Source organism: Pseudomonas sp. D(2018), assembly GCF_005502555.1.
In the GTDB taxonomy this organism is placed as follows: domain Bacteria; phylum Pseudomonadota; class Gammaproteobacteria; order Pseudomonadales; family Pseudomonadaceae; genus Metapseudomonas; species Metapseudomonas resinovorans.
Map to the genome: position 1 here is coordinate 1 of NZ_SCOK01000092.1, position 11736 is coordinate 11736.

Here is an 11736-nt window from a genome sequence, read left to right on the forward strand (position 1 = left end):
GCCCTCCCACGATCCCCTGGACCCTCGAACTACCGGAACGGATCACTCCGCTACAACCCGTGCTCCTGGACCCCGCGCCCACTGAGCAGGCCAATGGCGCGGCCGGAGAGGCCGGTCGTGCGGCGCACCAGCGCTGGGCCGAACTGGGCTTCCGGGTGACCTACGAACTGGTGGCCCGGGAGAACCCGGAATGGCTGTTCAACGACGCCTATCCGCGCCAGCCGGTATGGGGTTTCCAGGGTAACGAAGCGGAAGCGGTGACACCTGGGCCGGTAATTTTCGCGCGCTATGGCGAGCCAATAGTCGTACGCATCCGCAATCGCCTGCCTGCCGACCACGTGGGATTCGGCACGCCGGAAATCGCCACCCACCTGCACAACGCCCATAGCGGATCGGAAAGCGATGGTTTTCCCGGCGACTTCTACAGCGCCACCAAGGCCGGGCCGACACTGGCTGCCCCCGGGGAATTCCTCGATCAGCTGTACGGCAATATCTACGCCGGCTTCGACGAGTTCCAGAACGGCATCGGTGACCCGCGGGAAGCCCTGGGCACCCTCTTCTATCACGACCACACCATGGATTTCACGGCACCCAACGTCTACAAGGGCCTGCTTGGTTTCTACCTGCTGTTCGATGACGTCGACTCCGGCAACGAGCACGACCCCAACCCCACAGCACTGCGCCTGCCCAGCCATCCCTACGACTATCCACTGGACTTCGGCGACAAGCGTTTCGCCCCCGACGGCATCCTGTTCTGGGACCAGGTCAACCCGGAGGGTGTGCTTGGCGACAAGATCGCCGTCAACGGCATCATCGAACCGGTGCTCCGGGTCGCCGCGCGCAAGTACCGCCTGCGCCTGCTCAACAGTGGACCGAGCCGCTTCTACGAGTTCTATCTGGTGGATCGCCGCGACCGCGACCAGCGTTTCACCTACATCGCCAATGACGGCAACCTGCTGCCGGCGCCCCTGCAGAATCAGACCCGGGTCCGGTTGGGCGTGGCCGAACGCGGCGACATAGTGGTCGACTTTTCCGCCTACCCGCTGGGTACCGAGCTCTATCTGGTCAACCGACTCACGCACAGGCCCGAAGACACCCGGCAACCCAAGGACGTACGCAAACCCGGCGTGCGGGTGCTCAAGCTCATCGTCGACCGCATGCCCCCTGAAGCCGATGTCAGCCAGGTGCCCGACCGGCTCCGCGAACTGCGTCCGTTGAGCGCGGAGGAAATCGCTGCGGCTCCGATACGGCGCTGGGTGTTCGACCGCGACAAAGGCATGTGGGCCATCAACGAACGCTTCTTCGACCCCAACCAGGTCAACGCACGCGTTCGCCAGGGCAGCGCCGAAGTCTGGGAACTGGTCAATCCCGAGGACGGCTGGGACCACCCCATCCACGTTCACTTCGAAGAAGGCCGGATCATCAGCAAGACGGTGCTTGGTCGCGCCGTACCGGTGCCGCCCCATGAACAGGGGCGCAAGGATGTCTACGTGTTAGGCGAGGACATGACCATTCGGGTGTTCCTGCGCTTCCGCGACTTCCTCGGCAAGTACCCCCTTCATTGCCACAACCTGATCCACGAAGACCACGCCATGATGGCGCGCTTCGACATCGAGACCGACACCGGTGGGCCGTCGCCCGTGGACGGCATGGTTCCCAGTGGGTCATCGAACCCGGGAGGTCGACCATGAACACTCGACGCATGGTAATCGGCGGACTGGGCCTGGCCGCCCTCGGCGGCGCCCTGGGTTACAGCCTTGCCCCGACGTCGCAATCCTCGACGCGCAAGACCGACAGTCGCTTCCCCAATGTCCCAGTGCACACCCATGACGGCCGCCAGTTGCGCTTTTACGACGACCTGGTGCGCGGCAAGGTGGTGGCGATCAACATGATGTACGTCCAGTGCGAAGGCAGCTGCCCGGCCATGATCGCCAACTTGCGCCGGCTCCAACTCCTGCTCGGCGAGCGTCTTGGCCGTGAAGTATTCCTCTACTCCATCAGCCTGCAACCGGACCTGGACACCGTCGACGTGCTCAGGGCCTACGCCGAACGCCAGGGCGCACGTCCCGGCTGGCTGTTCCTCACCGGGACGGCGGCGGATATCCGTCGCCTGCGCTACAGCCTGGGCTTCTACGACCCTGTCCCCGAGGTAGACGACGACCTCGGCAGCCACACCGGCATGCTCCGCATCGGCAACGACCGCACCCACCGCTGGGCCATGGCGCCAGCCCTGTGCGACGCCGAACGCATCATCGCCACCATCAATCATGTGGACACGGCGATGGTGGCGACGGCCTATCAGGGCGCAGCCGCCCCCGTCTGAAGACGGCGGCGCGGCGCAGCCCGGAGCGCTATGCCGGAAAAAATCTCGTGCCGTGATGTAACGCGGTCCGACCTCCCTTGTCTCCTGTTTCGAAGGCGGTAATTCCAACGCCCGGGCAACCGGACGTGCCCCGCCACCCAGGGCATCCAGCCCCAGTCGTCCCATCAGAAACGGAGAGAACAAGCATGAAAACCTCGACTGCCAGCGTCGTATCCGCAACCGGTCTCGCCCTTGCCCTGAGCACCGCCATCGGCCTGTCCATGGCCCCTGTGGCTGCCCAGGCCGCCGACAACGAAAAGTGCTTCGGCATCGCCATGAAAGGCAAGAACGACTGCGCCGCCGGCGCCGGCACCTCCTGCGCAGGCACCGCGAAGATGGATTACCAGGGCAACGCCTGGAAGTACGTACCGACCGGCACCTGCGAGAAAACCGCGTCTCCCAGTTCGCCCACCGGCTTCGGTCAACTGCAGGAATTCAAGGAAGAGAAGAAGGGCTGACCACCACCGGCGGGAGCACTCACCATGACCCACTCCTCACCGTTCCACGCTCCTGCCGGTGGCCTGCCGGCGCGGGCCGGTATCGGGCTCAAGTCCCAGCACCATCGGGATGTGCTCGATAGCCGACCCGCCCTGGGCTTCTTCGAAGTCCACGCCGAGAACTACATGGTCGCGGGTGGCCCCTTCCACCATTACCTCGGGCTCATCCGCCAGGACTATCCGCTTTCGATCCACGGCGTCGGCCTTTCCATCGGGGCCGACCAGCCGCTGGACACCGTCCATCTGGACCGTTTGGCCGTGCTGATCGAGCGCTATGAACCGGCGTCCTTTTCCGAGCACCTGGCCTGGTCCACCCATAGCGACGTCTTTCTCAACGACCTGCTGCCACTGGCTTACGATCAGGCCAGTCTGGAGCGCGTCTGCCGGCACATCGACCAGGTGCAGGAGCATCTGCAGCGACAAATGCTGCTGGAGAACCCGGCCACCTACCTGGAATTCGACAGCTCCAACCTGGAGGAGGCCGGGTTCATCTCCGAAGTGGTGAAGCGCACCGGCTGCGGCCTGCTGCTGGACCTGAACAACGCCTATGTGTCCTGCGTCAACCACAACCGCGATGTCCGTGCCTACCTGGCTGCCCTGCCCCTGCATGCGGTAGGTGAAATTCACCTGGCGGGTTTTGCCGAGGATATCGACGCCGCCGGTGCGCGCCTGCTGATCGACCATCACGGTTCAGCGGTAGACGCCGCCGTCTGGGACCTCTATCGCGAAACCCTGAAACGCCTGGGCCCGGTGCCCACCCTGATCGAACGAGACAACGACATCCCCTCGCTGGAGACCCTCGTGCGCGAAGCAGGTTATGCCCAACAGCTGCTGCGCCAGGAGAAAGCAGCATGAACGCCGATGCCTTCGCTTGCGCCCTGCTCGACCCGGAGCTGCCCTGCCCGACTGGGCTCCATGCCTGGAACGGCGCCGACCCGGCACGGCGTTTCGCGGTGTACCGCAACAATGTGCTGGCGTCGCTGATCGGTGCCCTGGCCGACACGTTCCCGGTCGTCAGGCAACTGGTGGGCGAAACATTCTTCGCCGGCATGGCCCGCCTGTACGTGCAAGCGGTACCACCCCGGTCTCCACTTCTGGCGTTCTACGGGGCAGAGTTCCCCGACTTCATTGCGACATTCCCCCCGGCCGCCAGCCTGCCTTACCTGGCGGATACGGCGCGGCTGGAACTGGCGCAGGTTCACGCCTATCACGCCGCTGACCTGCCACCCCTGGACGGGGCCCGCCTCGCCGCCGTCCTGGCGGACCCGGAACGACTGCCCGGCATGCAGCTCTGGCTGCATCCCTCAGTGGCGGTGATTCGCTCCGACTACGCCATCGCTTCGCTCTGGGCCGCCCACCAGGGGCTGCTCGAACTGGCCGAGGTGAACCCCGACCGGCCCGAATGTGCACTGGTCTTGCGCAATGGACTGGAGGTTGAAGTCAGCCTGATCGGCCCGGGCGCTAGCGCATTCATTCAGGCCCTTGGCGCTGGCAGTCCACTCGGGCCGGCTGTGGGCGCAGCACTGGCCGTCGATGCCGACTTCGATCTCGGTTCCACCCTGGCACGCCTCCTGGCAGGCGGCGCCATCACCCGGTTCACCCTCAACTGCGGGAGTCAGATGCAATGAACGCCACCCTCCAGATCCACGACAGCCACCTACCGGTGAAATGGGTGCTCCAGGCCATCGAGCTGTGCAAGCGGGTTCCGTACAGCCTGGTGGCCTTCGTCGCCCGTTTCTCGATTGCCGCGATCTTCTGGAAGTCCGGGCAGACCAAGGTGGAGGGCTTGGCCATCGACCTGGTGGACGGCACCTTCCAGCTGGGCATCCCGCATTTGTCCGCCTCGGCCATTCCGCTGTTCACCGATGAGTACAAGCTGCCGTTGCTGTCGCCGGAACTGGCGGCCCATGCAGCGGCGTTTTCCGAGCACTTCTTCCCGCTGCTGATCCTGCTCGGCCTGGCGACGCGCTTCTCGGCGCTGGCCCTGCTCGGCATGACCCTGGTGATCCAGACCTTCGTCTACCCCGACGCCTACCCCACCCACGGCGTCTGGGCCGCGTGCCTGCTGCTGTTGGTCAGCCAGGGACCAGGGGTGCTGTCCATCGATCACCTGATCGCGCGGCGGTATCAAGGCTGACATCGGACGTCCTTGAACCTGTAGGGGCGAATTCATTTCGTGTTGCAAGGAGCTGCATCGCCCGTAGGAGCTGGCTTGCCAGCGAATGGCCCCGTTTCGCTGGCAAGCCAGCTCCTACAAGGCTTTTGGCCCAATGCTAAATCTCTCGCAACAACCAACGCAGACATAGCGAATGAACTCGCCCCTACACTCAGCGGGCTATGCGGAACGCCTTCGGTGACTGCCCCGTGCCGCGCTTGAAGAAGCGGGAAAAGTACGCCGGTTCGGAAAAGCCCAGGCTGTCCGACACCTGATTGATGGTCATCGCGGTGTAAACCAGGCAACGCTTGGCCTCCAGCAGCAGGCGCTGGTTGATCATCTGCAGCGCCGATTGCCCGGCCAGGCGCCGGCACAGGGCATTGAGGTGCGCTGCGCTGATGCCCAGGCGCTGGGCGTACTGCTCGATGGACAGGTGTTCGCGAAAGTGCTGCTCCAACTCATGGGTGAATGCCTGCAGGTGCAGCCTGCCCCGATCCTGCTGCTGGGCTTCGGACTGTGACTGCTCCAGCGAGCGCCGGCCGATCCACACCAGCAGCACGCTGATCAACGACTGCAGCATCAGCTCGCGGCCCGGCGCCTGCTGCGCGTACTCGCGGCTAATGGCTTCGAACAACGTGTCCAGATAAGGCTGGCTGTCACCGGCCGCGAAACAGGCTGGCGTCAGCAGCGCCTGGCTGTTCAGCAATCCGGCCACCTGTTCCACCAGCGGCAACGCCAGGGTCAGTACATGGCCGTCGACATCGTCGGAAAAGCGGAAGCCATGCACGCACAGCGTCGGCACCACCTGCAGCGACGCGCAATCGATGCGGTTCACCTGCCCTTCCACTTCCAGTTCGGCGCGGCCGGATCGCACATAGAGCAACTGCACCAGGTCACCGTGCTGGTGCGGCTTGATCTCCCACTCATGCAGGCGGCTGCGCGACTCGATGGACTCCCAGTGGATCAGGTCCGGCGTCGGCCAGGCGGTGGTTTCGCCATAGAGCTTGAACACCGGAACCGGAGCGTGGGCGTGTCTGGTCATTGAACCTCCAACCGCATGAATCCACGAAAAGTCCATGAAAGGCGTTGGATATTGCCTTCAAAGCCAATGGCGATCCACAAAAAATACAGGCGCACCCTAACCACAGGTGAGCCGCGACTGCCTTGCGCCGGCCACCGGAACTCTTCGAGAGGACAATAACAATGAAGACTCAGGTCGCCATCATCGGCGCCGGCCCGTCCGGCCTGCTCCTCGGCCAGTTGCTGCACAAGGCCGGTATCGACAACGTCATCATCGAACGCCAGAGCCCGGACTACGTCCTTGGCCGCATCCGCGCCGGGGTGCTCGAACAGGGCATGGTCGACCTGCTGCGCGAAGCCGGCGTCAGCGAGCGCATGGACCGTGAAGGCCTGGTGCACGACGGCTTCGAGCTGGCCTTCGACGGCCGCCGCGAGCACATCGACCTCAAGGGCCTGACCGGCGGCAAGACGGTGATGATCTACGGCCAGACCGAGGTCACCCGCGACCTGATGGAAGCCCGCGACGCCTGTGGTGCGCGCAGCTTCTACAACGCCACCAACGTCCAGCCCCATGACCTGAAATCCGACGCGCCCTACGTCACCTTCGAGCAGAACGGTGAAACCTTCCGCATCGACTGCGACTACATCGCCGGCTGTGACGGCTTCCACGGCGTGTCGCGCAAATCCATCCCTGCTGGCGTGCTCAAGGAGTTCGAGCGGGTTTACCCCTTCGGCTGGCTGGGCGTACTGGCCGACACCCCTCCGGTCAACGACGAACTCATCTACGCCAACCACGAACGCGGCTTTGCTCTGTGCAGCATGCGTTCACCCACCCGCACCCGTTACTACGTGCAGGTATCGGCCGACGAGAAGGTGGAGGACTGGTCGGATGAGCGCTTCTGGGAAGAGCTGAAAAGCCGCCTGCCGGAACAGACCGCGGCGAAGCTCGTCACCGGCCCCTCCATCGAGAAGAGCATTGCCCCGCTGCGCAGCTTCGTGGTCGAACCCATGCAGTACGGCCGCCTGTTCCTGTTGGGCGACGCCGCCCATATCGTCCCCCCGACCGGCGCCAAGGGCCTGAACCTGGCCGCCAGCGACGTGAACACCCTGTTCCGCATCCTGGTGAAGGTTTACGGCGACGGCCGTACCGACCTGCTGGAACAGTATTCGGCCATCTGCCTGCGGCGCATCTGGAAGGCCGAACGTTTCTCCTGGTGGATGACCTCGCTGCTGCACCGCTTCCCCGACACCGACGCCTTCGGCCGTCGCATGCAGCAGACCGAGCTGGACTACTACGTCGGCTCCGAGGCCGGCCGCCGGACCATCGCGGAGAACTATGTCGGGCTGCCCTATGAGGCGATCAACTAGCGGAAGGCGCTGGGAACTCGATCAGGAACTGCCCGTCCGGGCCCGCGATGCACCAAGGCTTAGCCGTCAGTCTGCCTTGCCAATCAACTGGCTGATCACCGCGCGCAGCTTGCCCGGCTTGACCGGTTTGTTGAGCAGGGGCACCCGCAGGTCCTGCAACGTGCGCCTGCACCGGTCGCTGCGGTCGGCGGTGATGATCACCGCCGGCAGGTCCCGGGCGAAGCGCTGGCGCAGGGCCAGGATCACATCGCAACCGACCACGCCGTGATCCAGGTGGTAATCCACCAGGATCAGGTCCGGCGCCTGGTCCTGCAGTACCTCCAGGGCGCCGGTCAGGTCGGTGGCCGTCAGCACCTCGCAACCCCACTGCCCCAGCAGCGCCGACATGCTTTCGAGGATGCCAGGCTCGTTGTCCACCACCAGCAGGCGCTGGCCGGGCAGCGGGTCGCCCGCCAGCGGACGCGTCTCTACGGTGGCGCGCACAGCGGGATGCGCCTGCGCCACGGGCACTTCGATGCTGAAAACCGAGCCGTGCCCCAACTGCGAGCGCACCTCCACCCGGTACTCCAGCATGCTGGCGATGCGGTCGACGATGGCCAGGCCCAGGCCGACGCCCTTGCGCTCGGCTGCGCGGCCCACGTCCAACTGGTTGAACTCGAGGAAGATCGCTTCCAGCTGGTCCGCCGGAATGCCCCGGCCACTGTCCCATACCTCCAGCCGCAGCCGATCACCCCGGCGCCGCGCGCCCATCAGGATGCGTCCTCGTTCGGTATAGCGGCAGGCGTTGCTGAGGAAGTTGCGCAGGATGCGCGTCAGCAGGCGGAAGTCGGTATTGATGCACAGGCGCGGGATGCGCACCCGCAGCCCCAGGCCAGCCGCTTCGGCGACGCTCAGGAACTCGGAGGCCAAGGGGGCCAGGACCTCGTCGAGGGAATAGACATCCAGGTCCGGCTTGATCGCGCTCTGGTCCAGCTTGGAAATATCCAGCAGGTCGGTCAGCAGGTCTTCGGCCCCCTCAAGCGCCTGGTGAGTCCGCTCCACCAGTTGCTTCTCGGATACCGGGAGCTGGCGTTCTCGCAGGGTCGAAACCAGCAGCCGCGCGGCATTCAGCGGTTGCAGCAGGTCGTGGCTGGCCGCGGCCAGGTACTTGTCCTTGCTCAGGTTGGCGGCCTCTGCCGCGTCCCGTGCCTCGCGCAGTTGTTCGTTCAGGGCCTGGAGTTCGTGAGTGCGCTCCAGCACACGCTGCTCCAGCTCGTCGTTGAGGGTTTGCAGGCGCTTCTGGGCGAGAATGCGCTCGGTGATATCGGCGACGAAGCCTTCCACCAGATCGTCCTCATCCGGCTTGAGCAGCAGGTTCATCAGCACGTCCACATGACTGCCATCCTTGCGCAGCAGGCGGGTCTCGTAGCCGAACAGGCCGCCCTCACGCTGCAGCGACTGGCGGATAGCGGCCAGTTCCTCGGCACCGCCAGCGAACAGGCGGCTGCCCAGGTCGGTCAGGCAGAACAGGCAATCCTGGGGCGAGTCATAACCCAGCATCCAGGCCAGCGCCGGGTTGGCGGCACGCAGCCCCTGCTGAAGGCTGGCCTGGAAGATGCCGTGCACGGCGTGCTCGAACAGCCATTTGTAGCGGTTGCGTTCGGTCTCCAGCTCTTCCAGGCGAGCCAGCAGTTCGGGGTAGTGGCTCTTGCGCGCGGAATGACTGCCGAGCCCGAGCAGCCCGGTCAGGGCATCGCGTTGCTCGTCAGAGGGCCTCGGCATACACCACCTCGACATCCCGCTGGCTGGACTCGCGCGGGTTGGTGAGGATGCAGGGATCGTGCATGGCGTGGCGCGAGAGGAAAGGAATATCCGAGGTGCCGACGCCATGCAGGCGCAGGGTTTCGTGGAAACCCACCGCGTGCTTCAGCGCCACCAGGTGCTCCACCAGGCGCTGGCGCACCTGATTCTGGGTCATGCCGCGGCAGTCGATGCCGAACGTCTCGGCAATGACCTTGAAGCGCTCCGGCGCGGCGCTGTAGTTGAAGGCCACCACATGCTCTACCAGCGCCGCGTTGCACAGGCCGTGGGGCAGGTCGAGGAAACCGCCCAGGCTATGGGACATGGCATGCACGGCGCCGAGGATGGCGTTGGAGAAGGCCAGCCCCGCCTGCATGCTGCCGAGCATGATCTTTTCGCGCAGCGTAATGTCCTGGGGGTTGGCGATCATTGCTACCAGATTGCCGTTGATCAGGCGCATGGCCTCCAGCGCATGGGGGTCGGTGAGCGGACCGTGGCCCGTGGAGACGAATGCCTCGATGGCGTGGACCAGGGCATCGATACCCGTACAGGCGGACAGGAAGGGGTCCATGCTCAGGGTGGTTTCGGGGTCGATCAGCGACACATCCGGCACCACCGCCTTGCTGACGATGGAAAACTTCATCCGTTCCTGTTGGTTGGAAATGATCACGAACTGCGACACGTCGGCCGAGGTGCCGGCGGTCGTCGGGATGAGGATCAGCGGCGGGCTGGGCACCGTCAGGGTGTCCACCCCTTCGAATTCGAGAATGCTGCGGCCATGGGCGGCAACGATGCCGATGCCCTTGGCGCAATCCATGGGGCTGCCGCCGCCCACGGCGACGATCACGTTGCACCCCAGGCTGCGGTAGACCTCGGCCCCCTGCATCACCTCTTCCACACGTGGGTTCGGCGATACCTGGGTATACAGGCAGTAGTCGATGCCCTGGGCCTGCAGGCTGGCTTCCACGTCGGCGACCCAGCCAGCGGCCTGTACCCCGGGGTCGGATACCACCAGGACCTTGCGGGCGCCGAAGGTGCTGGCGTAGTTGCCAACATTGTGCCGGCAGCCGGCGCCGAAAATGATTTCGGGAGAAACGAACTTGCGAAGCAGACTGATATCGTGACGCATCAAGCAGCTCTTTCTTGTAGTTATGAGGTGAGTAGGACCCAGCCTACTTCATTCACCGGTCATTTCAATCAGACCTTGGGCGCTTTCCCTATAGCCAACGCCTGTCCTGCGTTGTGGGGACGAAATCATTGGCTAGGGCTGCATTGCCGTAGGCTCTTGGCCTCTCGCAACAGCTAAGTCCCTACAGAAGCGCTGCCGGGCGCAACAAGCCTCGATAGAACCCCAGCTCCGCCTCCAGGGCGTGGGCAAGGTTCGCAGCCCGGCGAAAGCCGTGTTGCTCTTCGGGATAGACATGGCACTCCGCCTGCCGCCCGGCCGCGTGTAGCGCCGTGACCATGGCTGCGGTCTGCTCCGGCACCACCACCGCGTCCCGGCCACCCTGGAAGAAGATCACCGGCGCACCGATCTCGCCCGCCCTCAATACTGGCGTGCGCTGCCGGTAACGCTCGGCATCCCGTTCAGGGTCACCGATCAGCCAGTCCAGGTAATCGGCTTCGAACTTGTGGGTCTTCTCCCGCAGTACCAGCGGGTCGCTCACCCCGTAGTAGCTGGCGCCACCACGGAAGGGCGTGTCCCCGACCAGGGCCAGCAAGGTGGTGAAGCCGCCGGCACTGGCTCCCCGGATGAAGGCCCGCTGCCGATCCACCAGGCCCTGCCCGGCCAGATGGTCAAGCAGAGCCTTGGCATCCTCCACATCCACTTCGCCCCAGGCACCGGCCAGGCGTTGGCGATACGCGCGGCCGTAACCGCTGCTGCCCCGATAGTCGAGGTCGGCGACGGCGAAGCCACGCTGGGTCCAGAACTGGATACGTGGGTCGAACACGGGCTGGCAGGCCGAAGTCGGTCCGCCATGACAGAACACCAGCAGCGGCGGGCGCTGACCCTCGGGGCCGAGGTGGCGGGTGTTGCGGGGTGGGTAGAAGAATGCGTGAGCCCACTCCCCTGCCCCGACGGCAAAGCGCAGTGGCCGAGGTGTGGAGACTTCTTCTTCCGCCAGCCCGCACTCACCGCCGGCCAGCACCTGTACGGCACCGCTGCCCCGGTCGATGGCCAGCACGGCGCTGGCGCTCTGCACTCCGGCGGCGATGCAGTAGTCATTCCGTTCATCCGCTGCGAGTTGGCGGAAGCGGCTGAACCCGGTTGCCAGCGGGACGCCGTTGCCGCCAGCCAGGTAGCCCTGGCCATCGACCAGCCAGCTTCTCAAGCCGGTCTCCGGCAGATAGCTGCAAGCTCCCAGTTGCCAGGGCGCGGACGCGTGATCGGCCAGCACCGCTGGCAGTGGCCGCCACCCCTGCACATCGAGCCGCCAGGGCTGCCACCAGCCGTTGCGGTCGCTGAGGCAGTGCAGGCGACCTTCGTCATCGAAGCGCGGTTGTTGCAGGGCTTCCCCACCTTCCCCCCCGGCAACTGTCTCTTAGACACATAT

Annotated in this window: 10 protein-coding genes and 1 pseudogene; 7 read left to right on the top strand and 4 right to left on the bottom strand. The window is 65.0% G+C overall.

The features are described from left to right. The 6 genes from FFS60_RS27900 to FFS60_RS27925 form a co-directional block, all read left to right on the top strand. Positions 1–1691, top strand: a 1691-nt coding sequence (locus tag FFS60_RS27900) for a multicopper oxidase family protein (RefSeq protein ID WP_305955961.1), incomplete at its 5' end; no start/stop codon positions are given. After that, complete coding sequence (locus FFS60_RS27905) at positions 1688–2323, top strand: SCO family protein (RefSeq protein WP_137823820.1); 636 nt, start codon at positions 1688–1690, stop codon at positions 2321–2323. The genes FFS60_RS27900 and FFS60_RS27905, both read left to right, overlap by 4 nt. 185 nt (positions 2324–2508) lie before the next feature. Further along, the gene (locus FFS60_RS27910; RefSeq protein ID WP_137823821.1) at positions 2509–2820 is read left to right on the top strand and encodes a DUF2282 domain-containing protein; all 312 of its coding nucleotides are present in this window, start codon (positions 2509–2511) and stop codon (positions 2818–2820) included. A 24-nt stretch (positions 2821–2844) separates the two neighbouring features. After that, the gene (locus tag FFS60_RS27915) at positions 2845–3714 is read left to right on the top strand and encodes a DUF692 domain-containing protein (RefSeq protein ID WP_137823822.1); all 870 of its coding nucleotides are present in this window, start codon (positions 2845–2847) and stop codon (positions 3712–3714) included. Further along, entirely contained in the window at positions 3711–4487 is a 777-nt protein-coding gene (locus FFS60_RS27920; RefSeq protein WP_137823823.1) for a DUF2063 domain-containing protein, read from the top strand. Before FFS60_RS27915 ends, FFS60_RS27920 begins: the two co-directional genes overlap by 4 nt. After that, positions 4484–4996, top strand: a complete 513-nt coding sequence (locus FFS60_RS27925) for a DoxX family protein (RefSeq protein WP_137823824.1) — start codon at positions 4484–4486, stop codon at positions 4994–4996. The genes FFS60_RS27920 and FFS60_RS27925 overlap by 4 nt, the downstream gene beginning before the upstream one ends. A gap of 190 nt (positions 4997–5186) precedes the next feature. On the opposite strand, the gene FFS60_RS27930 is transcribed toward FFS60_RS27925, so the two are convergent. Then, positions 5187–6056 carry a helix-turn-helix domain-containing protein gene (locus FFS60_RS27930; protein ID WP_137823825.1) on the bottom strand — a complete coding sequence of 290 codons (870 nt, stop codon included), beginning with the start codon at positions 6054–6056 and terminating at the stop codon, positions 5187–5189. 161 nt (positions 6057–6217) lie between these two features. Between FFS60_RS27930 and pobA the strand changes: the two genes are divergently transcribed. Then, the gene (gene pobA / locus FFS60_RS27935; protein ID WP_137823826.1) at positions 6218–7402 is read left to right on the top strand and encodes a 4-hydroxybenzoate 3-monooxygenase; all 1185 of its coding nucleotides are present in this window, start codon (positions 6218–6220) and stop codon (positions 7400–7402) included. Positions 7403–7468: 66 nt separating this feature from the next. Here pobA and FFS60_RS27940 read toward each other — a convergent pair whose 3' ends face one another. From FFS60_RS27940 to FFS60_RS27950, 3 genes and pseudogenes are all read right to left on the bottom strand, one after another. Continuing rightward, a complete protein-coding gene (locus FFS60_RS27940) occupies positions 7469–9163 on the bottom strand; it encodes a NahK/ErcS family hybrid sensor histidine kinase/response regulator (RefSeq protein ID WP_137823827.1) in 1695 nt (564 codons plus the stop codon). Beyond that, complete coding sequence (gene ercA, locus FFS60_RS27945) at positions 9147–10310, bottom strand: alcohol dehydrogenase-like regulatory protein ErcA (protein ID WP_137823828.1); 1164 nt, start codon at positions 10308–10310, stop codon at positions 9147–9149. Before ercA ends, FFS60_RS27940 begins: the two co-directional genes overlap by 17 nt. 181 nt (positions 10311–10491) lie before the next feature. Further along, positions 10492–11718 (bottom strand): annotated as a pseudogene (locus FFS60_RS27950) (alpha/beta hydrolase family protein); the annotation flags it as partial. Between the last annotated feature and the right edge of the window lie 18 nt (positions 11719–11736).